The following is a 24588-nucleotide window of genomic DNA, read 5'->3' on the forward strand; positions in this document are numbered from 1 at the left end:
TCGATCCGGCTGCCGCTCGAGAGGGACACGGTGCGTGAGCTCCGCAGCGGCGACTCGGTGCTCCTGTCCGGCCCGCTGGTCACCGGGCGGGACGCGGCGCACGAGCGGTTCGCTCGGGCCATCGAGGGCGGCGAGCGCCTCCCGTTCGATCCGGACGGCGAGACGCTCTACTTCGTCGGCCCCACCCCCGCCCGCCCCGGGCACGCCATCGGCGCGGCCGGGCCGACGACCGCGTCACGGATGGACGCCTGGTCGCCGCTGCTCGTCGAGCGGGGCCTGCGCGGCATGATCGGGAAGGGCCGGCGCTCGGACACCGTGAAGGACGCGATGCGCGAGCACGGCTGCGTCTACTTCGGCGCGATCGAGGGCACGGCGGCGCTGCTGTCGCAGTGCGTCCTGTCGTCCGAGGTGATCGCCTACGAGGACCTGGGCGCCGAGGCCGTGCACCGCCTCGAGGTCCGCGACTTCCCCGCGCTCGTCGTCAACGACCTCCACGGCGGCGACCTCTACCGCGACGGCCCGGCCCGCTGGCGGCGCGCACCCCGGTGATCGTGGGGGCTTTCCTGGCGTTGGACGCCAGCGTGGCCGCCACGCTGACACACCCCGGACCACGCGCGCCGGACCGGGACGGAACGCCCGCCCGGTCGTGCCGGGGCGTCCGCGGAGTGCTCTGATCGAGGAGCACACGCCGTCGACAGCGGAGGTCGGAGCATGCAGTACGACGCGATCCTGGCCGAGACGATCGCGATCCGCGGGCACGCGGACGACGAGATCGAGGCCTACACCGCGCGGCCCATGGACGGCGGATCCCGCGGCGGCATGATCGTCATCCACCACATGCCGGGTTACGACGCCGCGACCAAGGAGATCACCCGGCGGTTCGCGACGATGGGCTACCACGCGATCTGCCCCAACCTCTACACGCGCGAGGCGCCCGGCGCCGATCCCGACGACGCCGCCGCCACCGCCCGCGCGCAGGGCGGCGTGCCCGACGAGCGCTTCGCCGGCGACGCCGCGGGCGCGACGCGCTGGCTGCGCTCGCTGCCGACGTCCAACGGCAAGGTCGGCGCGATCGGGTTCTGCTCCGGCGGGCGCCAGGCGGTCCTCGCGGGCATGGAGGTCGACGTCCAGGCCGCCGTCGACTGCTACGGCGCCTTCGTCGTCGGCACGCCGCCGGAGGGCTTCCCGCTGCAGGTCTCCCCGCTCGCCGACCGGATCGGCGACCTGCAGGCGCCGCTGCTCGGCCTGTTCGGCAACGAGGACTCCTACCCCTCCCCCGACCAGGTCGACGAGCTGGAGAAGCTGCTCCAGGAGAAGGGCAAGACCTACGAGTTCCACCGCTACGACGACGCCGGCCACGCCTTCTTCGCCGTCGACCGGCCCAGCTACCGGCCCGCCGCGGCCGTCGACGGCTGGGAGCGGATCACCGCCTTCCTCGCGCGCCACCTCGGAGCCTGAGCCATGTGCACCTACAGCACCGAGAAGCTCGGCCTGGACAAGTCCAGCGGCAAGGGGCCCGAGGGCTGGTTCCCGCTGCGGACGGCCACCGTCTACTACGACCACCCCGTCCACGCGCCCGACGAGCACACCGTCAACATCGACTTCCTCAACCCCGAGCGCGGACCGGGCGCGCGGGTGGCCGTGGAGCTGAGCCTCGACTCCGCCCGTGAGCTCCTCGCGGCCCTGCAGGTGACCGTGGAGCGCGCCGCCCACCACTGAGTACCGGGCCTCCTCCCCCGGAGCCTTGCACTGCCGATAGTCGCGATATATCGTTGACGTGTCGCGAACGAACGATGAAGGAGGAGCGACATGACTTCCCACGACTTCCCCGGCGAGCGCCGGGACGTCGGAGACGGCCCCGAGGGCCGTCGGCACGGCGGCCGCGGTCACGGCGGTCACCAGGGCCACCACGGCCCGCGCCGTCACCCCGGTTTCGGCCGGGCGGCGATGTTCGGCGAGCACCCGGGCGGTCCGCGCGGCGGGTTCCGCCGCGGTGGTCGTCGGGGCGGCCCGTTCGGGCGGCCCGGCGGCTTCGGCCCGGGCGGACCCGGCGGGTTCGGCGGCTTCGGACCCGGCGGCTTCGGCCCGGGCGGCGGCCCGCGCGGCGGACACCGCGGACGCCGGGCGCGCGGCGACGTGCGCACGGCGGTGCTGGCCCTCCTCGCGGAGGAGCCGATGCACGGCTACCAGATCATCCAGGAGATCGGCGAGCGCTCCGGCGGGTCCTGGCGACCCAGCCCTGGGTCGGTCTACCCGACCGTCTCGCAGCTCGCCGACGAGGGTCTGGTGCGCACCGAGAAGGCCGAGGGCCGCTCGGTGATCCACCTGACCGACGCCGGCCGCACCTACGTCGACGAGCACCGCGAGGAGCTCGACGCCGTCTGGAACACGGCCGCCGCCGAGGACGGCTTCAGCGCGCTGCGCGAGGCCGGGGCGGGGCTGGCCGGCGCCGTGGCGCAGGTCGCCCAGGTCGGGCGGGACGAGCAGGTCGCCGAGGCGGTCCGCCTGCTCGACGACACCCGCCGGCGCCTCTACCTGCTGCTCGCGGGCGAGGAGACCGCCGGCCCCGAGACCCCCGACGACGCCGGGTGACCGTCACCGGCCGGCAACGCGCGCGACACGTCGCGTCACACGGTCGGCCTAGGCTCCGGGTCCCGCCGAGAACGCGAGACCGAGGAGGCCGCGGCGGCCGTGTTGCTGCGCCGACCACCGTCCGGGCCCCCCTCGCCCGGCCCCGTCCTGCGGGACGTGCCGGGCGAGGCGTGGGCCCTGCAGTACCGCACCGTGCACGGGTATCGCCGTGCCTTCCGCATGGCGGGCTCGGGCCCGGTGCTGCTCCTGATCCACGGCATCGGCGACGACTCGTCGACCTGGGGCCCGCTGCTCGACGACCTCGCCCGTGACCACACCGTCCTGGCCCCCGACCTCCTCGGTCACGGCGGCTCCGACAAGCCCCGCGGCGACTACTCCGTCGCCGCCTACGCCAACGGCATGCGCGACCTGCTCGGGGTCCTCGGCATCGACCGCGCCACCCTCGTCGGGCACTCGTTGGGCGGCGGGGTGGCGATGCAGTTCGCCTACCAGTACCCCGAGCGCACCGAGCGGATCGTCCTCGTCGGCGCCGGCGGCGTCTCGCGGTCGGTGAGCCCGGCGCTGCGCGCGGCGTCCCTGCCCGGCGCCCAGCTCGTCCTCGGGATGCTGGGCGCGCCCGGGGTCCGCGGCCCGACCGGGGCCGCGATGTGGGCGTTGGCGCGACTCGACCACCCGCTGGGCCGCGACGCCGAGGACCTCGTCCGGCTCGTCGACGCCCTCCCCGACGCCACGAGCCGCAGCGCCTTCCTGCGCACGCTCCGCGCGGTCGTCGACTGGCGCGGGCAGGTGGTCACGATGCTCGACCGCTGCTACCTGACCGCGGGGATGCCGACGCTGCTGTTGTGGGGGTCGGACGACGTGGTCGTCCCGGTGGAGCACGCCCGGACCGCCCACGACGCCATGCCCGGCAGCCGCCTCGTGGTGTTCGACGGCGCCGGGCACTTCCCGTTCCACACCCACCCCGACGCCGTGCTCGCCGCGCTGCGCGCCTTCCTCGCCGACACCGAGCCCGCGCGCTGGAGCGCGAAGACCTGGCGCGAGCTGCTGCGCACGGGGCGCGACTAGCTCGCGAGCATCTCGGCCATCACCTCGTGGATGCGCCGGGTGTCCTCGTCGAGGAGCCCGAACATCGCGAAGTGCCCCGACGGGGTGTCGATCACCCGCAGCTCGCCGTGCGGGAGGTGCCCGGCGTCCTCCTCGCAGTCGGCGACGGGGAAGAACTGGTCGCCGCCGAAGGGCACGACGAAGAAGTGCGCCGGGATCCGCCCCAGCGCCGCGTGCAGCGAGCCGTGGCCGTGCGGGGAGAGGTCGGCGCGCCACCACTTCGACGCCTGCGCGATCAGGTTGTTGGGGTCCATCGGTGCGAACCAGCCGCGGACGAAGCCCTGCCGGAAGTCGTCGGCGCTGGCGAACCCGAGCCGGCGCCAGTGCTCCCCGCGGTACCACTCGGGGGTGAGGCCCTGCAGCGAGAACGCCAGCGCGTGGCGGGTCAGGCCGAGGCGCACGTCGGCGGAGTCGGCGTAGAAGCCGCCGGCGAAGGCCGGGTCGGAGCGCAGCAGCTCGAGGTGCAGGTCGATGAACACGCGGTGGTGGACCGGGGTCCGCGCCGTGCCCGCGAACGCGGCGGCGCGCGGCACCATCGCGGGGAACCGCACCGCCCACTCGTAGGTCTGCTGCGCGCCCATCGACCAGCCGAGCACCGCGTGCAGCCGCGCGATCCCGAAGTGCTCGGTGACCAGCCGGTGCTGGGCGAGCACGTCGTCGGCGATCGACACCGGTGGGAACTGGCCGCGGTCGAACGGCGCCGGGGTGTTGGACGGCGAGCTGGACATCCCGCCGCCGAGCTGCCCGGGGCAGATGACGAAGAACCGCTCCGGGTCCAGCGGCAGGCCCGGCCCGATGTGCACGTCCAGCGACGACGGCGTCCCCGAGTACATGTGCGGGAAGAGCACCGCGTTGTCCTTCGCGGCGTTCAGCGTGCCGTGCGTGCGGTACGCGAGCGTCGCCGCGGGCAGGGTGTACCCGGACTGCAGGACGAAGGAGCCGAGGTCCAGGTGGTCGTGCTCGCCCTGCTGCGCGGCGGTGTAGTACCCGCGCCCGTCGGTCCCGGTCACGCGGTCATCAGATCACCCGCGGGCCGTGTCCGGCGGTGATGGGTGAGGATGGTCCGGTGAGCTCCCCGACGACTCCCCCGGCCACCGACGACCCCTACCTCTGGCTCGAGGACGTCACCGGCGACGACGCGCTGGCCTGGGTGCAGGCGCGCAACGACGAGTCGCTCGCGGACCTGACCGGGTCGGAGCGCTTCGCCGAGCTGCGCGACGGGCTGCGCGACATCCTCGACGCCGACGACCGCATCCCCTACGTGCGCCGCCGCGGCGAGCTGCTCTACAACTTCTGGCAGGACGCCGAGCACCCCCGCGGGCTGTGGCGCCGTACGACGCTCGAGAGCTACCGCTCCGGCGACCCCGACTGGGAGCTGCTGCTCGACGTCGACGCGCTCGCCGCCGCCGAGGACGAGAACTGGGTGTGGGCCGGCGCGGGCGTGCGTTACCCCGACTACTCGCGCGCGCTCGTGCAGCTCTCGCGCGGCGGCGCCGACGCGACCGTGGTGCGCGAGTTCGACCTGGGCACCCTGGAGTGGATCACCGACGGGTTCACGCTGCCCGAGGCCAAGAGCCGCGTGGGCTGGATCGACGAGGACACCGTGTTCGTCGGCACCGACCTCGGCCCCGGGTCGCAGACGACGTCGGGCTACCCGCGGGTGATGCGCCGCTGGCGGCGCGGGCAGCCCGTCGCCGAGGCCGAGGTCGTGTTCGAGGCCGCGGAGACCGACGTGTCGGCCTTCGCCGGCCACGACCACACACCCGGCTACGAGCGCGACTTCGTCGGGCGCAGCCCCGACTTCCACACCACCGAGGAGTTCCTGCTCCGCCCGGACGGCACCCGGGTGCTCATCGACGTCCCGCCGGACGCCGACACCGACGTCGAGCGCGAGTGGCTCCTCGTGCGGACGCGCTCGCCGTGGCAGGTCGGGGGCACCGAGTACCCGGCGGGCGCCCTGCTGTGCTTCGACTTCGAGGCCTACCTCGCGGGCGACCGCACCGCCCGCGTGCTGTTCGAGCCGACCGCGAGCCGCTCGCTGAGCTCGCACGCCTGGACGAGGAACCACCTGGTCCTCTCCGTGCTCACCGACGTCGTCACCCGCCTCGAGGTGCTGACGCCGTCGCGCGACTGGGCGCGCCGGGAGCTGCCCGCGGGCCCGGACCTGGGGTCGGTCGACCTGGTCGGCGTCGATCCCGACCAGAGTGACGAGTACTTCCTCGACACCGACGGCTACGTCCAGCCCTCGACGTTCCTGCGCGGCGAGCTGGGGCTCGACGGCGACCCGGAGCCCGAGGTGCTGCGCACGGCGCCGGCGCGCTTCGACGCGACCGGGCTCGAGGTCCGGCAGTTCTTCGCCACCTCGGACGACGGCACGCGAATCCCGTACTTCGTGGTGGGCCGCGTGTCGGACACCCCCGGACCCACGCTGATGACCGGCTACGGCGGCTTCGAGATCGCGCTGACGCCGGGCTACAGCGGGCTGATCGGGAGCGCCTGGCTCGCGCGCGGGGGCACCTACGTCGTCGCCAACATCCGCGGCGGCGGCGAGTACGGGCCCACCTGGCACACCGCGGCGCTGGGCGAGCACCGCCACCGCGCCTACGAGGACTTCGCCGCCGTGGCCCGCGACCTCGCCGACCGCGGGATCACCACGGCGTCGCAGCTGGCGATCCACGGCGGCAGCAACGGCGGGCTGCTCATGGGCGTCATGCTCACGCGCTACCCGGAGCTGTTCGGCGCGATCGTGGTGATGGTGCCGCTGTTCGACATGCGCCGCTTCCACCTGCTGCTCGCCGGGGCGTCCTGGATGGCCGAGTACGGCGACCCGGACGTGCCCGAGGAATGGGCGTGGATCTCGCAGTACTCGCCGTACCAGAACCTGCGCGCCGACGAGGCCTACCCGCCGGTGCTGGTGACGACCTCGACCCGCGACGACCGCGTCCACCCCGCCCACGCCCGCAAGGCCGTGGCCCGGATGCGCGAGCAGGGCCACCGCGTCGAGTACTACGAGAACATCGAGGGCGGCCACGGCGGCGCGGCCGACAACGCCCAGCGCGCGTTCCAGTGGGCGCTCGTGTTCGAGTTCTGCTGGCGGCAGGTGGGCTGAACGGCGTATGTGAGCGAACTTCGGGGCTATAGCCCCGAAGTTCGCTCACATGGCCCCGTCACCACAGGTCGCGGGTGAACCAGTGGTGCGCGTAGGGGTTGGCGTTGTAGGGCCCGGTCTCGACGAAGCCCTCGCGCACGTAGAGCGCGCGGGCCTCGGCCAGGTCCTCGGCGGTGTCGAGCACCAGGCGGCGCAGCCCGGCCTCGCGGGCCAGGTCGGTGATGTGCGCGAGCAGGCGCCGGCCCAGCCCCTGGCCGCGGATCGCCGGGTCGACCCACATCCGCTTGACCTCCCCGGCGCCCGGCGGGACGTCGGCGCCCTCGAAGCGCAGCCCCGCGCAGCCGACGACGCGCTCGCCCTGCCTCGCCACGACGAAGATCCCCGACGGCGGGGCCAGCGCCATCGGGTCGTCGGCGAGGAACTCCTCCGACCACTCCGGCTCCGGCGCCCGCTCGGGCCACCGGCGCGCGAGCTCCCCGGCGTAGGCACGCAGGGCGGTCAGCCCGTCGGGCGAGTCGGGGCGCACGGCGGTCAGCGCGATCTCCACGCCTCCATCCTGACGGCCGCTCAGCGGTACTCCGGCGCCACCTCGCCCTCCCAGTCCACGAGCTGGACGATCACGCGGTTCGGGTCGCGAACCTGGAACGCGCGCTCGCCCCAGGGCTCCGTGGTCAGCGGCATCGTGATCATGACGCCTTCGCGCTCGAGCCGGGCGAGCTCGCCCTCGAGGTCGTCGACGACGAACGCGAGGATCAGCCCGGCGGCGTGCTCGTCGCGCTGGTCGGCGGGCAGCGACGCGAGCCCCGTCCGCAGGAACACCACCGACACGCCGGCGTCCTCGCGGGCCAGCGAGGCGAACCCGTCGGCCGCCATCACCTGCTCGAACCCGAAGTGCTCGACGAGGAAGGCCGCCGAGGCCTCGGGGTCGGCGACGTTCAGGGAGACCGCGGATGCGGTGATCTTCATGGGCACTCCTCTCCGTACGCTGTACAACGTACGCCGTACAGAGAAACTGTGCCAGGATCGCCGCCGTGGCCCCCGACCCCGCGCGCACGCTCGCCCTGCTCTGGCGCGTCGAGCAGCCCGCCGGCTCCCGCGGGCCCCGGCGCGGGCTCGACCTCGACGCCGTCGTCACCCGCGCGACCGCGCTCGCCGACGCGGGCGGGCCGGACGGGCTGGCGGGGCTGGGCGTGCGGGCGCTGGCCCGCGAGCTCGGCGTCGCTCCGATGACGCTCTACACCTACGTGCCCGGGCGCGAGGAGCTCGCCGACCTGGTCGTCGACGCCGCCTACGCCGCCATGACCCGCCGCGACACGACGGGGCTCGGATGGCGCGAGCGCCTCACCGCGGTCGCCGAGGAGAACCGGGCCCTGTACCGCGCCCACCCGTGGGCGGCGCGCGTCGACCCGGGCCGCCCGGTGCTCGGGCCGGGCGAGACCGCCAAGTACGAGCACGAGCTCGCGGCGTTCGACGAGCTCGCCGCGCTCGCGGGGCTCGACGACGTCGACCGGGACGCCGCCCTGACCTTCCTGCTCGACGTCACCCGGGCCACGGCGCTGACCGAGCAGCAGTCGGCGGGCACCGGTGACGCGGCGGCCTGGTGGGCCGCGCGTGCCCCGGTGCTCGAGCAGGTGCTCGACCCCGGGCGCTACCCGCGCGCGGTCCGGGTCGGCGCGGCCGCGGGCGCCGCCCAGCAGTCGGCGCGCGACCCCGACCGGGCCTGGCGCTTCGGCCTCGCCCGCGTGCTCGACGGCCTCGCGGCGTTGGTCGGCTGACCGGGGCCTTGGCCCGCGCGCGCGGACGCGCTTCCCTGTCCCGATGGCGGTGGTGGTCCTGGTGCACGGCGGGTGGCATGGCGGCTGGGTGTGGCGACCCGTCGCCGCGCGGCTGCGGGCGGCCGGCCACGAGGTGCACACGCCGACGCTGACCGGCGTCGGCGAGCGCGCGCACCTCCACGGCCCGCACGTCGGACTCGCGACGCACGTCGAGGACGTCGTCGCCCTGCTCGCCATGGAGGACCTGCGCGACGTCCTGCTCGTCGGGCACAGCTCGAGCGGCGCGGTCATCACCGGCGTCGCCCAGCGGGCCGCGGACCGCCTCGCCGGGCTCGTCTACCTCGACGCCTTCGTCCCGGAGCCCGGGCGCTCCCTCCACGACCTGATGCCGCCGGCCCGCCGCGAGTTCTTCCTGAGCCGGGTGGACGTCGACGACCGGATCGTGCTCGACCCCGACGCCGCGATGGACGGCTGGGCGATCCGGGACGCGGCCCTGCGCGCCTGGGTGGGCCCGCGCCTGACCCCGCAGCCCCGCCGCGTGCCCGACGACCCGCTGCCCGACCTGCCGGTGCCGACGCTCGACCGCTGGTACGTCCACTGCACGGACAAGCCGGGCCACGACGCCTTCGCCGGCGTCGCGGCCGCCGCCCGCGACGACGGGAGCTGGCGCGGCGTCGAGGTCCTCCACACCGGGCATGACGCCATGGTCACCGACCCCGACGGAACCGCCCGGGTGCTCCTCAGGATGATCAGCTGAGCACGTGCCGGTCCCGCCCGGCACCCCAGCCCACGACGAGCAGCGGCACGACGAGCACCAGCATCACGACCAGCGGCAGGGTCCATCCGCCGCTCGCGTCGTGCAGCGCGCCCAGGGCGAACGGCCCGAGCGCGGCGAGCGTGTAGCCGACGCCCTGGGCCATCGCGGAGAGCTCGGCGGTGTGCTCGGTGTCGGGCGAGCGCAGCGTGATGAGCAGCAGCCCGAGGGCGATGTTCGAGCCCTGCGCGATGCCGAGCAGCACCATCCACAGCGCGGCCAGCGACCCCGGCGCCGCGAGCAGCCCCACGTAGCCGGCGACGTAGAACAGGGTGGTCGTCGTGACGACGATGCTCTGCGACGGGCGGCGCATCGCGAACGACGGCGCCGTCGCCGAGAACACGAGCCCCACGAACCCGGCGAGCGAGAGCAGCAGGCCGCCCTCGGCGGGCGTCCGGCCGGCGTCGACGAAGATCGTCGGGATCCAGGCCGACATCGCGTAGAACTGCAGCGACTGCAGCCCCATGAACAGCGTGACCTGCCACGCGAGCGGGTCGCGCAGCAGCGCGCTGCGCAGCGTCTGTCCCTCGCGGGCGGGCGGCGGGGGCACGGTGCGCCGCCGTGCCCGCGGGAGCCACACGACCAGGGTCACGACGGTGAGCAGTCCCCACAGCCCGAGGGTGTCGCTCCAGTCGAGGCCCGTGATCCGCTGCAGCGGGACGGTGACGGCCGCCGCGACGGCACCGCCGCCGGTCAGCACCATCGAGTACGCGCCGGTCATCGCGCCCGTGCGGTGCGGGAAGTCGCGCTTCACCAGCGTCGGCAGCGACACGTTGCCGACGGCGATCGCGGTGCCGACGAGCACGCTGCCGACGAGGATGACGGCGAGCGAGGACACCAGCCGCAGCGCGATCCCGGCCGCGAGGACCACCAGCGCCGCCACGAGCAGCCGCTCGAGCCCCCAGCGCCGGGCCAGGCGGGGCGCGACGGGCGCGAGCAGGCCGAAGCACAGCACCGGCAGGCTGGTCAGCAGCCCGGCGACGCCGCTGGAGACGCCGAGCGCGTCGCGCGCCTGGTCGACCAGCGGCGCGACGCCGACCACCGGTGGGCGCAGGTTGGCCGCGAGCAGGAGCACCGCGAACGCGGCCAGCGCGCCGCCACGGCGCACGGCCGTCGCGGTGGTGGTCGGGGCGCTCATGCCCAGTACCGCGCGACCTCGGCGGCCCGCGCGCGCCCCTGCTCCCGTCCGGCCTTCGCCGACGCCGGCATCGTCGCCGGGTCGAGGACGTTGGTGCCGAAAGCCGCCACGGCGGTCTCGTCGGCCAGGATCGCGACCGCCTCGCGGCCCGGGTGCGTCTCCTGCCGGGCCTCGATCTCCTGGGTGACCGACCGGAACGGGCCGCCCGCCGGCGGGTCGAGCGGGGCGACGACGACCAGCCGGTCGGCCGGGCCCACGATGTCGAACCCGTCGTCGTCGGCGCGCGCCACGTGCACCACCGAGGCGACGCCGCCGTCGATGTAGCGACGCCGGCCGGCCGTCATCGGCGGCCACACACCGGGCACCGCGCAGCTCGCGGCGACGGCGTCGACGAGGCGGACGCGCGTCTCGCGGGTGAAGACCGCGAGGTGGCCGGTCTCCGCGTCGACGGCGGAGATGCGCAGGTCGGTCCCCGGCCACTCCTTCACCGGCAGGCGGGCGTCGATGACCTCGAGCCGGTCGGCCTCCGGGGGCGTGTCGGCCGCGAGCGCCCAGGCGCCGAGCCGGGCGCGCATCTCGCCGGCGTCGCGGGCGCCGTCCATGGCGGCGGCGAGCTCGGCGCCGAGGGCGTCCATGTCGAGGTTCGCCGGCGTGCCCGTGGTGCCGGACTCCCCCGAGAGGTGCTCCTCGTGCACGGCGGTGAGGTCGACGCCGGTGGTCAGCAGGGTGCCCACGACGGAGCCGGCGGAGGTGCCCACGACGCGGTCGGCGAGGGAGAGGTCGACACCGCCCTCGGCCAGCCCGACGAGCACGCCCACCTCCCACGCGATGCCGGCGAGGCCGCCGCCGCCGAGGACGAGCGCGCGGACGGGACGGGAGGGAGCATCGGCGGTCACCGCGCCACCCTCCACCCCGGCGGCGCGCTCCGCACGGCCGATGTCACGGATCGCACGATTCAGGCGGCCGGCAACCGGACGACGACGTCGTAGAGCCTCGTGGTCTGGTCGGCGTCCTCGTTGTCGTCGCTGACGAGCAGGACCCGCAGCGCCCCGTCGCCCGTGCGCCCGAGCACGGTCATGCCCTCGATGTTGTCGAGCAGCGGGTTCAGCTGGTCCTGCCGCGTCGTCGCCCCGAGGCTCGGGCAGGCGCCGAGGTCGGCGAGCAGGGTCCGCGGGAGCGCGCCCCCGGTGGCCCGGGACGGGTCGGCCAGCGCGAGGTGCACGGTGTTGCCGACGCCGGCGGTGTACGAGCGCTCGAGCACCAGCAGCCGCCCGTCCCCGGTGGCGGCGAGCTCGGAGACGTCGAGCCCGGGGTCGGGCCGGTAGGACCACCCCGCGCCCGGCCAGCTGACGACCCGCCGCAGCCCCGGGTCGTCACCGTCGAGCGCGCCCTCCATCGCGGCGACCACGGGCCCGCCGGGCGCGAGGACGGCGACGCCCTCGAGGGAGGCGTTGTACCCGGCCCGGTCGGCGACGTCGGGCGGGACGTCCAGGCGCCCCACGATCCGGCCCGCGGTGTCGTACCGCCGCACCGAGGGCTCGTTCTCCGAGGTGACCAGCCGCGTCCCGTCGGCGTCGACCGCGAGCCCCTCGGCGTCCAGGGCCGCGCCCCTCTCGTCGGCCAGCGGCGTCGCGCCCGTCGGCTCGCGGCTGCGCGGGTCGAGCGTGAAGAGCACCGAGCGGTCGCTCAGGGCCAGCAGCGTGCCGTCGCGGTCGACGCCGAGCCCGGAGAGCCCGGCCACCGGCCACGTCCGGCGCGCCCCGTACTCGCGGCCGTCGAGGACGTCGGAGAACCCGGTGATCGCGACGGCGGGCGAGCACGGCGCGGGCGGCACCGTCGCGGCCGTGGGCCCCGGCGGCGCCGACCCGCACCCGGCGAGCAGCACGAGCAGCGCGAGCAGCGCCGCCCGGATCACCGCCGCTGCTCCGCCTCCGCGACCCGCTCGATGACGGTGAGCACGCTGTCGGGGTTCAGCGACATCGAGTCGATGCCCTGCTCGACGAGGAACTCCGCCAGGTCGGGGTGGTCGCTCGGGCCCTGGCCGCAGATGCCGACGTAGCGGTCCTTGGCGTGCGCCGCCTCGAGCAGCATCGTGATCATCTTCTTGACGGCGGGGCTGCGCTCGTCGAACAGGTGCGCGAGGCGGTCGTCGTCGCGCCCGATGCCCAGGGTGAGCTGGGTGAGGTCGTTCGAGCCGATGGAGAAGCCGTCGAAGCGGTCGGCGAACTCGTCGGCCTGCAGCACGTTGGACGGCACCTCCGCCATCACGTAGACCTGCAGCTCGTCGCGCCCGCGCTCGAGGCCGAACTCCTTCATCGTCTCCAGCACCCGGTCGGCCTCCTCCGGCGTGCGGCAGAACGGCACCATGACGACGACGTTGGTGAAGCCCATGCCGACCCGGACCCGCTCGAGCGCCCGGCACTCCAGCGCGAACGCCTCGCGGTAGTCGTCGCTGTAGTAGCGCGACGCCCCGCGCCAGCCGAGCATCGGGTTCTCCTCCTCGGGCTCGAACTGCGTCCCGCCGAGCAGCCCCGCGTACTCGTTGGTCTTGAAGTCCGACAGCCGCACCACCACCGGCTCCGGGTATTGCGACGCGGCGATCGTCGCGATGCCGCGGGCGAGGTGGTCGACGAAGTACTCGCCCTTGTCGTCCCAGCCCGCGGTGAGCTCCTCGATCTGCGCCTTCGCCTCGGCGTCCTGCACCTCGTCGAGGTGCAGCAGCGCCAGCGGGTGGGCCTGGATGACGTTGTTGACCAGGTACTCCATGCGCGCGAGCCCGATCCCGTGCGCGGGGAGGCGCCACCACTGCATGGCCGCCGCCGGGCTGCCGATGTTCATCATCACGCGCGTCCTCGGCTGCGGCACCGACTCGAGGTCGAGCTCGCGCTCCTCGTAGGCGAGCAGGCCGTCGTAGACGTGCCCCTCGTCGCCCTCGACGCACGAGATCGTGACCTCACGGCCCTCGCCGAGGACCTCGGTGGCGTTCCCGGTGCCCACGATCGCGGGCACGCCGAGCTCGCGGCTGACGATCGCGGCGTGCGAGGTGCGCCCGCCCCGGTCGGTGACGATCCCGGCGGCGCGGCGCATGATCGGCACCCAGTCCGGGTCGGTCATCTCGGTGACGAGGACCTTGCCGTCGGTGAAGCTGTCGACGTCGTCGGCCGACGCGATCACCTGCACCTCGCCGGCGGCGATCGCCTGCCCGATCGCCAGCCCCGAGACGAGCACCTCGCCGGACTCGGTGAGGCTGAAGGTCGAGAGCGTCCCGGCCCCGGCCCGCGACTGCACGGTCTCGGGGCGCGCCTGGACGACGAACAGCTCGCCGCTGCGCCCGTCCTTCGCCCACTCGACGTCCATCGGGCGCTCGTAGTGGGCCTCGATCACCGAGCCCCAGCGGGCGAGCGCGAGGATCTCCTCGTCGGTCAGGACGACCGCGCGGCGCTCCTCGTCGGTGGTCTCCTCGTTGGCCGTCGGCTCGGGGCCGGAGTCGGTGTAGACGAGCTTGCGCTCCTTGGCGCCGATCGTCTTCGCGAGGATGGGGACGAGCGAGGAGTTCTCGAGGAAGGGCTTGTAGACCGTGTACTGGTCGGGCGTCACCTCGCCGCCCACGACGTTCTCGCCGAGCCCCCACGCGGCGTTGATGATCGCGGTGTCGGGGAAGCCGGTGTCCGAGTCGATCGTGAACATGACGCCCGCCGACCCGAGGTCGGAGCGCACCATCTTCTGGATGCCGATGGAGAGCGCGACGTCGGTGTGCTCGAAGCCCTGCTCGACGCGGTAGCTGATCGCGCGGTCGGTGAACAGCGACGCGAAGCAGTCCTTGCAGGCCGCCAGCAGGGCGTCCGCACCGGTGATGTTGAGGTAGGTGTCCTGCTGGCCCGCGAAGCTCGCGTCGGGCAGGTCCTCGGCGGTGGCGCTGCTGCGCACGGCGACGTCGACGTCGCTCGTCTCGTACCGCTCGGACAGCTCGGCGTACGCCGAGCGGATCGCCTCGGCCGTCGACTCCGGGAACTCGGCCCGGTCGAACAGGTCGCGGACCGCCTTCCCGGCGTCGGCGAGCTCCCGGGCGCCGTCGGCGAGCTCACCCAGGATGCTCGCGATCTGCTCGTCGAGCTGGTTCGCCGCGAGGAACGAGCGGTAGGCGGTCGCCGTCGTCGCGAAGCCGCCGGGCACCCGGATGCCCTTCCCGGCCAGGTTCCCGATCATCTCGCCGAGCGAGGCGTTCTTCCCGCCCACCTCCTCGACGTCCCCGGACCCCACGCTCTCCAGCCAGCGGACCTCGTCGGCCACCGCGTCCTCCTCCGTCGTGGCCGGCGCGCCCGCGCTCGCCGCGACGGTTGCGCACTGCCGACCAACTGCCGTAGTCCCCCGTCCACGCCCCGGGGAAAACGCGGGAGCGATTCAGGCCGGGTGCACCAGCCGCGCGACGAGCCGCTCGATCTCGGCGTCCGGGTCGGCGGTGAGCCCCGTGTGCACCGGCCCGGGCTGCAGGACGGTGCTGCGCGGCGCGGTCAGCCACCGGAACCGCTCGCCCGGGGACAGCACCGCCGCCGGCCCCTCCCCCCGCACCGCGCGCTCCCAGGCCTCGACGGCGTCGCGGACCGCGTCGAGGTCGGTGGCCCGGTCGAGGGCGCGGACGCGACCGACGTCGAGGGCGGTGCGGGCGTCGAGGTGCTCGCGGTGGCGGCAGTAGAGCAGGACGCCGACGTTGACGAGCTCGCCGCGCTCGATGTCGGGCACCACGCGCAGCAGGGCGTACTCGAAGGTGTCGCGGTCGCTCATCGCGGCACCCACGCTTCCCGGGCGGCGAGACGGCCGACCAGGTGCTCGACGTAGGCCTCGCGCAGGGCGTCGGGCGAGGCGAACGCGGCGTCGTCGAGCCACCCGTCGGGGACGCGGTGGACGACGTCGACGAGCAGGCCCGCGTCGATCCGCCCGGCGAGGTCGGCGTCGGCCTCGGCGCGCGCGGTGGCCGCGGGGGCGAGGACGTGGTCGCCCGCGTCGTAGGGCCGGGCGACGGCGCTCGCCGCGCGGGCCCAGGAGTGGTGGAAGTACAGGCAGGCGCCGTGGTCGATCAGCCACAGGTCGCGGTGCCAGCGCAGCAGGTTCGGGTTGCGCCACGAGCGGTCCACGTTCTCGACGAACGCGTCGAACCACAGCACCCGCGACGCCTCGAGCGCGTCGACCCGGTGGGCGACGGGGTCGAACCCGATCGCGCCGGGCAGGAAGTCCATGCCGAGGTTGTCGCCGCCGCTGCGCGCGAGGAGCTCCTGGACCTCCCAGTCGGGCTCGGCGCGGGCGATCACGGGGTCGAGCTCGAGCACCACCAGCTCGGGCACCCGCAGCCCCAGCCGCCGGCCCAGCTCGCCGACGATCACCTCGGCCACCAGCGCCTTCGGCCCCTGCCCCGCGCCGGTGAACTTGGCGACGTAGGTGCCGAGGTCGTCGGCCTCGACGAGCCCGGGCAGGGACCCGCCCTCGCGCAGCGGGGTGACGTAGCGGGTGGCGACGATCCGTCGGAGTGCGGACACCCGATCATCCTGCACGGTCACTCCTCCGTGACCACCCGCAGCCGCCGCAGCAGGAACAGGCACGCGACGGCGATGTCGTTCCACGCCGTCGCCGCCTCGGCCCGCGGCCAGTCGACCTTCTCGCGCAGGGCGCGCGCGGTCGGGAGGACCTTGGACAGGTCGCAGGCGTGCTCGTTGAGCGCGGCGAGCTTCCCGATGACGAGGTCGGTGGCGTCGACGACGGGCATCCGCACCGAGAGCACCTCCTGCTCCACGCAGCGGTCGAGCAGGACCGCGTCGACGGGCTCGCTCGCCAGCCGGAACAGGACGTCGACCATCGCGCCGTCGCTGTAGACCTTGAACAGCCAGTCCTCGGGCGGCTGGTGGACGTCCAGGCCGGCCGCGGTCAGCACCTCGGCCGCCCGGCCGGCCTCGGCCTCGGTGACGACGAAGTCGACGTCGTTCTCCGGCTCCGGGCCCCCGAGTGCCCACCCGGCGTAGCCGCCGGCCAGCGCGAACCCGATCCCGCCCTCGCGCAGGGCGACCGCCACCCGCTTGAGCGCCTCGCGGCGGCCGGCACCGTCGGGTTCGCTCATGGGACGTCCGTTACCCCGGGTGGAGCGACGCCGAACCCGGGGAACCCGGGGGCTCGTGCGACTCGGGACATGGAACGTGCTGCACGGGGCCGCGACCGCCGACGGCGCCGTCGACCTGCGACGCTTCGCCGACGCCGTCGCGGGCCTCGACGTCGACGTGCTCGGGCTGCAGGAGGTCGACCGGGCCCAGCCCCGCTCGGGCGGCGCCGACCTCACCGCGGTCGCCGCCGAGGCGCTGGGCGCCACCGAGTACCGGTTCGCGCCGACCCTGCACGGCGTGCCGGGCTCGTGGACGACGGCCGACGTCCCGGACGCCCCGGCCTACGGCGTCGCCCTGCTCTCGCGCCACCCGGTCACCGACTGGCGGGTGATCCCCCTGCCCCGGCTGCCCCGCGACGTGCCGCTCGTCGTCGGACGTCCCCGCCGCCTCGTCGTCGTCCGCGACGAGCCCCGCACCGCGCTGGTCGCCCGCGTCGCCGGGCCGCACGGTCCGGTCGACGTGGTGACCACGCACCTGTCGTTCATCCCGGGCTGGAACCTCGTCCAGCTCCGCCACCTCGTGCGCAGCCTGCGCGACGAGACGACCCTCGTCGTCACCGGCGACCTCAACCTCGGCGTCCGGCGCGCCCGGCTCGGCAGCGGCCTGCGCGGGCTCGTCCGCGGGCGCACGTTCCCCGCCGACGACCCGCGCCGCCAGATCGACCACCTCCTCGGGCGCGGCGTCGTCGCCTCCGCGCCCCGGGTGCACCACCCGCCGCTGTCGGACCACCGCGCGCTCTCGGCGACGGTCGTGCCCGCGGAGTGAGGCCGCGAGGGCGTCCCTCGCTGCGTGGGAGGCAGCGAGGGACGCCCTCGCCGGTCAGCTCGCCAGCGCCGCCCCCCGGTCCGCGGTCCGCGTGCTGCGGCGCGGGGCGCGGATCATGGCGGCCGCGAGCCCGACCGTGCCGATCGCCTCGAACAGCTCGACCTGCAGGCCGGTGAGCACCGGCGCCTCGGGCAGCGGGACCAGGACCCCGAGCGCGGAGAGCACGAACGCCACCCCGATCCAGCGCGGCACCGGCCGGTGCACCAGCAGCGCGACCCCGACGAGCAGGACGCCGGCCACGAACACGAGGCCGCCGACCGTCTGCAGGGTCACGAAGGACGGGGCGTCGAGGATCGTGCCGTCGGCCGGGACGAGGTCGGGCCGGGCGGCGACGATGTCGCGGGCGACGAAGCCCTCGACGACGAGGTGCGACTGCGCCGACAGCGCGTTGCCGACCATGTAGAGCCCGAACCCGGCGAGCCCGAGCAGGCCGACGCGCGGGGCGAGCCAGGCGTACGCCGCGGGCAGCCCGAGCATGAGCAGCACCGCGCCGCCGTAGAGCAGGAGGTAGGCGGGTGGGCCGCCCTCCGCGGTCATCGACGCCACGGAGTGCGACCGGCCGTCGACCACCGGGTGCAGCATCCCGCCCGCGAGCCCGGCGAGGCCGGAGGCGGCGAGCGCGGTCGCGCCGAGGGTGAGGACGAGACGGCGGGTGACGATCACGGGGTGCTCCCTGCTCCGAGGCGACCCGAGTGGCCTCCTGGTGCCGCCGAGCGTCACTCCCCGTACTTGTGAACGGCTTGCAGCCCGTCGCGCAGCGCCGCGGACTCGGCGAGCCAGTGGGGCGCGCCGAGGCGCCGGGCGAGGTCGGCGGCCCGGTCGAGGGCCGCGGCGGCCTCCCGGGGCTCGCCGGCGGCGATCGCGGCGCGGGCGAGGACGAGGTCGACCGGGGCGAGGACGAGCTGGCCGTTGACGGTGTGCACGAGGCGCCCGCGCCACGGGGCGAGGTCGGCGCGCGTGCGGCGCAGGACCTCGTCGTCGCGCAGGCGGGCGGCGGCCAGGCACTGCAGCGCGGTCTCCAGGAGCCAGGTGCCCTCGCGCGGCAGCGGCGGCAGCGGCCACCCGGAGCGGGCGCGCTCCTCCTGCCCCGCGTCCAGGCGGGCGTGCACGAGCAGCACCGCGACGAGCGCGGGATCGCGCGCGGCGATCTCCTCCAGCTCGCCGAGCAGCGCCGACGCGTCGCCCGCGGCCACCGCGAGCGTGGTCATCGCCCAGGCGCGGATGACCCGCCCGTTGGGGTCGCCGGTCGCGGCCAGCCGAGCGGTGAGGTCGTCGAACGCCGCCCACGCCGCCGCGGCGCGCCCGGCGACGAGGTCGAGGGTGGCCTCGAACAGGGCGACCGAGAGCAGCAGGACCGGGAGCTGGCCGCCCGTCGCCACGGCGGCCGCGGCGTCGAGGTGGCGCCGGGCCTCGTCGAGCGCGCCCCGCCCGACCGCCTCGCTCGAGAGCACGAGGTGGGCGAGCGCGCGGTGCTCGGAACGCCCGGCGCGGGTGGCGAGCGCGAGCATCTCCTCGCCGGTGCGCCGGTGGTGGTCGGGATCGGGGACGGCGAACGTGTGCAGGTACTCGACGTTGAGCGCCCGGCACAACAGCCGCGGGTCGCCGATCTCGCGGGCGATCGCCAGCGCCTCGACCGCGGCGGGCCGACCGGTCTCGAGGAGCCAGGGCTCGCACTCGTGCGCGAGCGCGAGCAGGAGGTCGACGCGCAGCTCGCGGTCGGCGGGGTCGGTGAGCGCGAGGAGCTCCTGCAGCCGGGCGATGCCGGGCCCGTTGTCCTCGTCGCTGGGGCGCGTGCTCCACAGCGTCGTCACGTCCCAGCGCCAGGCCCGCGCCTCGAGGGGCACGTCGCCGAGGGTGCGGGCCGCCGCGACCGCCCGGGCGCGCTCGGCGCGGGCCGCGACGAGGTCGCCGCTCGCCGCCAGCGCGCGGACCAGCTCGCCCTGCGCCCCGATCCGGCTCGCCGGGGTGCCCGCGCCGAGGTCGTGCGCGCGCAGCACGGCCCGCCACCAGCGCACGGCGTCGTCGACGGCCCCGGCCTCGCGGGCGTCCCGGGCGCCGCGCTGCAGATGGGGCAGCGTGCGCGGGGCGGTGGCCGCCGACAGGGCGACCTCGGCGTGGTGGGCCAGGGCGTGGACGCGGTCGGGGTGGTCGCGCTCGAGGACGTCGAGCAGCGCGAGGTGCATGCGGGCCCGCCGCAGCGGCGGGGTGCGCTCGGCGAACGTGTCCCGGATCAGCGCGTGCGCGAACCGCAGCCCGGTGTCGGGGCGCTCGGCGAGCAGGCCGGCGACGACGCCGGTGTCGAGGTCGTCGAGCAGGTCGTCGTCGTCGAGCCCGCCGCGCAGGGGGTCGACGGCCAGCAGCAGGTCGACGTCGACGTCCCGGCCCAGCACCGCGGCCCGGGTCAGCGTGGCCACCGCGCGCGCCGGCAGCCGTTCGACCCGGCGGTCGATCAGCTCGCGCACCCCGGCGGGCACCCCGCGGGCGGCGACCTCGACGCCCTCGGACGCGACGAGGCGCCCGAGCTGGCCGAGGAACAGGGCGTGTCCCGCCGCCCGCTCCACCAGCGCGCGCCAGATGCCCTCGGGCAGCTCCCGCCCGGCGACCCGGCGCAGCAGCGTGCGCGCGGAGACCTCGTCGAGCCCGCCGAGCCGGACCCGGTCGACGGTCCGCCCGGCGAGCAGCGCGAGGGTGCGGGCGAGGTCCTCGGTGACCTCGTCGTCGCGGAAGCTCGCGAGCACGAGCACCGGGTCGGTCGACGTCGTCACCAGGTGGCGCAGCACCTGCAGCGTCTCGCCGTCGGCGCGGTGGACGTCCTCGACGACGAGCACCGCGAGCCCGCCCGCCCGGACCTCGCCGAGCGCCGCCGCGAGCTCCCCGGTGAGCGTGAAGGCGTCCCGGGCCGCGGGCGGGGCGCCGCGGTGGCGGGTCAGCAGGTCGCGCCACGCCCACCCCGGCGGGGCGCCGTCGACCTCCGAGCACTGGGCGCGCAGCACCTCGCCGTCGAGCTCCCCGGCCACCTGCTCCAGGAGCGCCGACTTCCCGCTCCCCGCCGCCCCCTCGACCCACGCGATCCCTGCCCCCCGCCCGGCGGTGGTCGCGCCCACCGCCCGGTGCAGGCGCGCCCGCTCCTCGACGCGCCCGAGGAAGGACATGCCGTCCGCCGGGGTGTCAGCGGCGTGGCGTCGCTGACGCTGAGCGTCCGTGTCGCCACGCGCTCGTTCGGGGGCGGGCTGTTCGGGCGCGAGCCGTTCGGGGGCACGTCGGCCCGGTGTGGTCGTCGCGACCTCCCCCGCGAGGACGGCCGCCTCGGCGGCGCGCAGGTCGGCGCCCGGGTCGACGCCGAGCTCGTCGACGAGACGGTCGCGGGTGGCCCGGACGACGGCGAGCGCGTCGCCCTGGCGCCCGGCGGCGGCGAGGGTGCGCACGAGCACGGCTGCGGTCCGCTCACGCAGCGGGTCGTCGCGCAGGACCGCCTCGAGGTCGGCGAGCGCCTCGTCGGGGCGTCCCACGGCGCTCGCGGCGGCCCCGGCGAGCTCGGCGGCCGACGCGCGGGTGGCGATCAGCCGGTCGACCTCGGCCGCCGCCCAGGCCTGGTCGGCCGACGCCGCGTAAGGCGGGCCCGCCCAGCACGCCCGGGCCGCGGCGAGGTGGCCGAGGGCGCCCTCGGGGTCGTCGACGGCCAGCGCCGCGCGAGCCGCCGCCACGAGCGCCACGTAGTGCCAGGCGTCGACGGCCTCGGCGGGAAGCTCGAGGCGGTAGCCGGGTGCCGCACTGACGAGCACCTGCGCGGGCCGACGGGGCCCGCGGTCGGGTTCGAGCACCCGGCGCAGGTGGGACACGTAGGCCTGCAGCGCCCCGATCGCCCGCGGCGGCGGCTCGCCCGCCCACAGGTCCTCGACGAACCGGTCGGTGGGCACCACGGCGCCGTTCGCCGCGACGAGCAGCGCCAGCACCGCACGTTGCCGGGGCCCGCCGAGATCGAGCCGGCGGCCGTCGAGGTGGGCGCGGACCTCGCCCAGCACGCCGACCTCGAGCACCGGACCAGGCTACGGCGATCATGTGTCGCCGCGGCCGTGGCGTCCTCGGCCCGGCCGGACGCGCGGTCCGGCCGGGCCGAGGACCACTGGGGAGCGGACCTGGCTTCGGGTGCCCGTCAGCTGCAGCCGCTGGTGGAGCCGCAGCCCTCGCAGACGTAGCAGGAACCGGCGGGGCGCATCTTCGTGCCGCAGGTGAGGCAGAGCGGCGCGTCGGCCGCCTTGCCCTGCTGCAGCTCGAGGAGCTCGGTGGAGCTCCCGACCGACACGTCGGCCTTGCGCGCCGCCGGGCTCTCGTCGGCCTCGGGCGCGGCGACGTCGACGGAGGTGCGCAGCGCCTCGACGTCGACGGCCGGTGCCGGCGCCGCGGGGGCCCCGGTGCCGTAGTCGGTGGCCGCGACCTGGGCCGAGCGCTCGTCCGCGGAGAAGATGCCCAGCTGGGCGCGCTTCTCGTAGGGCAGGTGGTCGAGCGCGATGCGGCGGAACAGGTAGTCGACGACGCTGGTGGCCATGCGGACGTCCGGGTCGTCGGTCATGCCCGCGGGCTCGAAGCGCATGTTGACGAACTTGGAGACGTAGGTCTCCAGCGGCACGCCGTACTGCAGCGCGATCGAGATCGCCATCGAGAAGGCGTCCATGACACCGGCGAGCGTCGAGCCCTGCTTCGACATCTTGACGAAGATCTCGCCCAGGCCGTCGTCGGGGTACGACCCGGCGGTCATGTAGCCCTCGGCGCCGGCCACCGCGAACGACACCGTCTCGCTGGGGCGCTTCTTGGGCAGGCGCTTGCGGACCGGGCGCTGCTCGGTGACCGCGGGCGCCGCCTCGGTGGTCGACTCGGCCGCGTTCTTCTTGCCGGTGGACAGCGGCTGCCCGACCTTGCAGTTGTCGCGGTAGATCGCGAGGGCCTTGAGCCCCAGCTTCCAGGACTCGAAGTAGATCTCCTCGACGTCCTCGACGCTGGCCTGCTCCGGCATGTTGACGGTCTTGGAGATGGCGCCGGAGATGAACGGCTGCACCGCGGCCATCATCCGCACGTGGCCCATCGGCGCGATCGAGCGCTGGCCCATCGCGCAGTCGAACACCTCGTAGTGCTCGGGGCGCAGCCCCGGGGCGTCGATGACGTGGCCGTGCTCGGCGATGTACTCGACGATCGCCTCGACCTGCTCCGCCTGGTAGCCCAGCAGGTCGAGCGCGCGCGGGATGGTCTGGTTCACGATCTGCATCGAGCCGCCGCCGACCAGCTTCTTGAACTTGACCAGCGAGAAGTCCGGCTCCACCCCGGTGGTGTCGCAGTCCATCATGAAGCCGATGGTGCCGGTGGGGGCAAGCACGCTGGCCTGGGCGTTGCGCCAGCCGTTCGTCGCCCCGATCTCGAGCCCGGTCTGCCACTGGCGGGTGGCGGCGTCGCGGACGCGGGCGTCCTCGCGGTGCACCGTGCGGATGGCGTCGTTGGCCGCCGCGTGCTTGCGCATGACCCGGCGGTGGGCGTCGGCGTTGCGGGCGTAGCCGTCGTACGGGGCGACCGCGCCGGCGAGCTCGGCCGAGCGGCGGTAGGCCGCGCCCGTCATCAGCGAGGTGATCGAGGCGGCCAGCGCGCGGCCGCCCTCGGAGTCGTACGCCCGGCCCGTGGCCATGAGCAGCGCGCCGAGGTTGGCGTAGCCGATGCCCAGCTGGCGGAAGGCGCGCGTCGTCTCGCCGATCGCGTCGGTGGGGAAGTCGGCGAAGCAGATCGAGATGTCCATCGCGGTGATGACCAGCTCGACCGAGCGCACGAAGTCGTCGACGCGGAAGGTGTTGTCGTCGTCGAGGAACTTCATGAGGTTCAGCGACGCGAGGTTGCAGCTGGAGTTGTCCAGGTGCAGGTACTCCGAGCACGGGTTGGACGCGGTGATGCGCCCCGACTCGGGCGAGGTGTGCCAGTCGTTGATGGTGTCGTCGTACTGCAGGCCCGGGTCGGCGCACTCCCAGGCGGCCTCGGCCATGCTGCGGAACAGCGACTTGGCGTCGACGGTGTCGATCACCTCGTTGGTCATCCGCGCCCGCAGGCCGAACTCGGTGCCCGACTGCACCGCGCGCATGAACTCGTCGGAGACCCGCACCGAGTTGTTGGCGTTCTGGTACTGCACCGAGGTGATGTCGGAGCCGCCGAGGTCCATGTCGAACCCGGCGTCGCGCAGCACGCGGATCTTGCGCTCCTCGTCGCGCTTGGTGGCGACGAACTCGGCGACGTCGGGGTGGTCGACGTCGAGGACGACCATCTTGGCCGCGCGGCGGGTGGCCCCGCCGGACTTGATGGTGCCGGCCGACGCGTCGGCGCCGCGCATGAACGAGACCGGCCCGGAGGCGGTGCCGCCCGAGGACAGCAGCTCCTTCGACGAGCGGATGCGCGAGAGGTTGAGGCCGGCGCCGGAGCCGCCCTTGAAGATCAGCCCCTCCTCGCGGTACCAGTTGAGGATCGACTCCATCGTGTCGTCGACCGACAGGATGAAGCAGGCGCTGACCTGCTGCGGCGAGCTGGTGCCGACGTTGAACCACACCGGCGAGTTGAAGCTGAAGTACTGGTGCAGGAGCATCCAGGTCAGCTCGTGGGAGAAGACCTCGGCGTCGTCGGGGGTCGCGAAGTAGCCGTGGCGCGTGCCCGCCGCGGTGTAGGTGCTCACCACGCGGTCGATGAGCTGGCGCAGGCTCGACTCGCGCGAGTCGGTGCCCTGCGCGCCGCGGAAGTACTTGCTGGTGACGATGTTGACGGCGTTGACCGACCAGGACTGCGGGAACTCGACGCCACGCTGCTCGAAGTTGATCGAACCGTCGCGCCAGTTCGTCATCACCACGTCACGGCGTTCCCACACGACGTCGTCGTAGGGGTGGACCCCCGCGGTGGTGTGGACACGCTCGATGGTCAGACCCCGCCGCGGCGCGGCGGTTCCCGACTCCTCGGACGTGGTGCCGACGGTCTCCGTCATCGGTGCCATCCCTCTTTCGTCGCTCGCGACGGTCCGGCGGCGCTTCCCCACGCTCCGACCCGTCACTGTGATCCCCGACTGTGTC

General features: G+C 74.9%; 22 protein-coding genes. 9 read left to right on the top strand and 13 right to left on the bottom strand.

Annotated elements, in window-relative coordinates:
- The first annotated feature begins 9 nt into the window (after positions 1 to 9).
- The 5 genes from ACFPK1_RS23695 (at position 10) to ACFPK1_RS23715 (ending at position 3657) form a co-directional block, all read left to right on the top strand.
- Entirely contained in the window at positions 10 to 549 is a 540-nt protein-coding gene (locus ACFPK1_RS23695) for a FumA C-terminus/TtdB family hydratase beta subunit (protein WP_378023563.1), read from the top strand.
- Positions 550 to 711: 162 nt separating this feature from the next.
- Complete coding sequence (locus ACFPK1_RS23700; protein WP_378023418.1) at positions 712 to 1458, top strand: dienelactone hydrolase family protein; 747 nt, start codon at positions 712 to 714, stop codon at positions 1456 to 1458.
- 3 nt (positions 1459 to 1461) lie between these two features.
- On the top strand, positions 1462 to 1719 hold the full coding sequence (locus tag ACFPK1_RS23705; protein ID WP_378023419.1) for a DUF6295 family protein: 258 nt from the start codon (positions 1462 to 1464) through the stop codon (positions 1717 to 1719).
- Positions 1720 to 1809: 90 nt separating this feature from the next.
- The gene (locus tag ACFPK1_RS23710; RefSeq protein ID WP_378023420.1) at positions 1810 to 2592 is read left to right on the top strand and encodes a PadR family transcriptional regulator; all 783 of its coding nucleotides are present in this window, start codon (positions 1810 to 1812) and stop codon (positions 2590 to 2592) included.
- A gap of 219 nt (positions 2593 to 2811) precedes the next feature.
- Positions 2812 to 3657: an alpha/beta fold hydrolase gene (locus ACFPK1_RS23715; RefSeq protein WP_378023564.1), complete on the top strand. Its 846-nt coding sequence runs from the start codon at positions 2812 to 2814 to the stop codon at positions 3655 to 3657.
- On the opposite strand, the gene ACFPK1_RS23720 is transcribed toward ACFPK1_RS23715, so the two are convergent.
- Positions 3654 to 4706, bottom strand: coding sequence for an alpha/beta fold hydrolase (locus ACFPK1_RS23720; protein WP_378023421.1), 1053 nt, complete (start codon positions 4704 to 4706; stop codon positions 3654 to 3656). The two genes, ACFPK1_RS23715 and ACFPK1_RS23720, sit on opposite strands and share 4 nt — an antisense overlap.
- A 38-nt stretch (positions 4707 to 4744) precedes the next feature.
- Here ACFPK1_RS23720 and ACFPK1_RS23725 point away from each other — a divergent pair, with 38 nt between their 5' ends.
- The gene (locus ACFPK1_RS23725) at positions 4745 to 6805 is read left to right on the top strand and encodes a prolyl oligopeptidase family serine peptidase (protein ID WP_378023422.1); all 2061 of its coding nucleotides are present in this window, start codon (positions 4745 to 4747) and stop codon (positions 6803 to 6805) included.
- A gap of 58 nt (positions 6806 to 6863) precedes the next feature.
- Here the strand turns inward: ACFPK1_RS23725 and ACFPK1_RS23730 are convergent, their stop codons facing one another.
- Together ACFPK1_RS23730 and ACFPK1_RS23735 are read right to left on the bottom strand one after the other, a co-directional pair.
- The gene (locus ACFPK1_RS23730; RefSeq protein ID WP_378023423.1) at positions 6864 to 7352 is read right to left on the bottom strand and encodes a GNAT family N-acetyltransferase; all 489 of its coding nucleotides are present in this window, start codon (positions 7350 to 7352) and stop codon (positions 6864 to 6866) included.
- A gap of 20 nt (positions 7353 to 7372) precedes the next feature.
- The gene (locus ACFPK1_RS23735; RefSeq protein ID WP_378023424.1) at positions 7373 to 7771 is read right to left on the bottom strand and encodes a VOC family protein; all 399 of its coding nucleotides are present in this window, start codon (positions 7769 to 7771) and stop codon (positions 7373 to 7375) included.
- 65 nt (positions 7772 to 7836) lie between these two features.
- On the opposite strand from ACFPK1_RS23735, the gene ACFPK1_RS23740 reads away from it, so the two are divergent.
- On the top strand, positions 7837 to 8580 hold the full coding sequence (locus ACFPK1_RS23740; protein ID WP_378023425.1) for a TetR/AcrR family transcriptional regulator C-terminal domain-containing protein: 744 nt from the start codon (positions 7837 to 7839) through the stop codon (positions 8578 to 8580).
- 43 nt (positions 8581 to 8623) lie between these two features.
- Positions 8624 to 9337: an alpha/beta fold hydrolase gene (locus ACFPK1_RS23745; RefSeq protein ID WP_378023426.1), complete on the top strand. Its 714-nt coding sequence runs from the start codon at positions 8624 to 8626 to the stop codon at positions 9335 to 9337.
- On the opposite strand, the gene ACFPK1_RS23750 is transcribed toward ACFPK1_RS23745, so the two are convergent.
- The 7 genes from ACFPK1_RS23750 to ACFPK1_RS23780 all read right to left on the bottom strand — a co-directional run bounded on the left by ACFPK1_RS23750 (position 9330) and on the right by ACFPK1_RS23780 (position 16638).
- Positions 9330 to 10532, bottom strand: coding sequence for a CynX/NimT family MFS transporter (locus tag ACFPK1_RS23750; protein ID WP_378023427.1), 1203 nt, complete (start codon positions 10530 to 10532; stop codon positions 9330 to 9332). The genes ACFPK1_RS23745 and ACFPK1_RS23750 overlap by 8 nt on opposite strands.
- Entirely contained in the window at positions 10529 to 11428 is a 900-nt protein-coding gene (locus ACFPK1_RS23755) for a patatin-like phospholipase family protein (protein WP_378023428.1), read from the bottom strand. Before ACFPK1_RS23755 ends, ACFPK1_RS23750 begins: the two co-directional genes overlap by 4 nt.
- A 59-nt stretch (positions 11429 to 11487) precedes the next feature.
- Positions 11488 to 12447: an esterase-like activity of phytase family protein gene (locus tag ACFPK1_RS23760; RefSeq protein WP_378023429.1), complete on the bottom strand. Its 960-nt coding sequence runs from the start codon at positions 12445 to 12447 to the stop codon at positions 11488 to 11490.
- Positions 12444 to 14822, bottom strand: coding sequence for a phosphoenolpyruvate synthase (gene ppsA, locus ACFPK1_RS23765; protein WP_378023430.1), 2379 nt, complete (start codon positions 14820 to 14822; stop codon positions 12444 to 12446). Before ppsA ends, ACFPK1_RS23760 begins: the two co-directional genes overlap by 4 nt.
- 111 nt (positions 14823 to 14933) lie before the next feature.
- A complete protein-coding gene (locus tag ACFPK1_RS23770) occupies positions 14934 to 15314 on the bottom strand; it encodes a DUF3037 domain-containing protein (RefSeq protein WP_378023431.1) in 381 nt (126 codons plus the stop codon).
- Positions 15311 to 16063, bottom strand: coding sequence for a HipA family kinase (locus tag ACFPK1_RS23775; RefSeq protein WP_378023432.1), 753 nt, complete (start codon positions 16061 to 16063; stop codon positions 15311 to 15313). Before ACFPK1_RS23775 ends, ACFPK1_RS23770 begins: the two co-directional genes overlap by 4 nt.
- A gap of 17 nt (positions 16064 to 16080) precedes the next feature.
- Entirely contained in the window at positions 16081 to 16638 is a 558-nt protein-coding gene (locus ACFPK1_RS23780) for a nucleotidyltransferase family protein (protein WP_378023433.1), read from the bottom strand.
- A gap of 55 nt (positions 16639 to 16693) precedes the next feature.
- Here ACFPK1_RS23780 and ACFPK1_RS23785 point away from each other — a divergent pair, with 55 nt between their 5' ends.
- Complete coding sequence (locus ACFPK1_RS23785; RefSeq protein WP_378023434.1) at positions 16694 to 17443, top strand: endonuclease/exonuclease/phosphatase family protein; 750 nt, start codon at positions 16694 to 16696, stop codon at positions 17441 to 17443.
- A gap of 54 nt (positions 17444 to 17497) precedes the next feature.
- Here ACFPK1_RS23785 and ACFPK1_RS23790 read toward each other — a convergent pair whose 3' ends face one another.
- The 3 genes from ACFPK1_RS23790 to ACFPK1_RS23800 all read right to left on the bottom strand — a co-directional run bounded on the left by ACFPK1_RS23790 (position 17498) and on the right by ACFPK1_RS23800 (position 24503).
- Positions 17498 to 18166: a hypothetical protein gene (locus ACFPK1_RS23790; protein ID WP_378023435.1), complete on the bottom strand. Its 669-nt coding sequence runs from the start codon at positions 18164 to 18166 to the stop codon at positions 17498 to 17500.
- A 53-nt stretch (positions 18167 to 18219) separates the two neighbouring features.
- Complete coding sequence (locus tag ACFPK1_RS23795; protein ID WP_378023436.1) at positions 18220 to 21540, bottom strand: BTAD domain-containing putative transcriptional regulator; 3321 nt, start codon at positions 21538 to 21540, stop codon at positions 18220 to 18222.
- A 116-nt stretch (positions 21541 to 21656) separates the two neighbouring features.
- Positions 21657 to 24503, bottom strand: a complete 2847-nt coding sequence (locus ACFPK1_RS23800) for a vitamin B12-dependent ribonucleotide reductase (protein WP_378023437.1) — start codon at positions 24501 to 24503, stop codon at positions 21657 to 21659.
- Positions 24504 to 24588: the final 85 nt, after the last annotated feature.

Origin of the sequence: Actinomycetospora rhizophila (genome assembly GCF_042657905.1) — a bacterium.
In the GTDB taxonomy this organism is placed as follows: Bacteria; Actinomycetota; Actinomycetes; order Mycobacteriales; family Pseudonocardiaceae; genus Actinomycetospora; species Actinomycetospora rhizophila.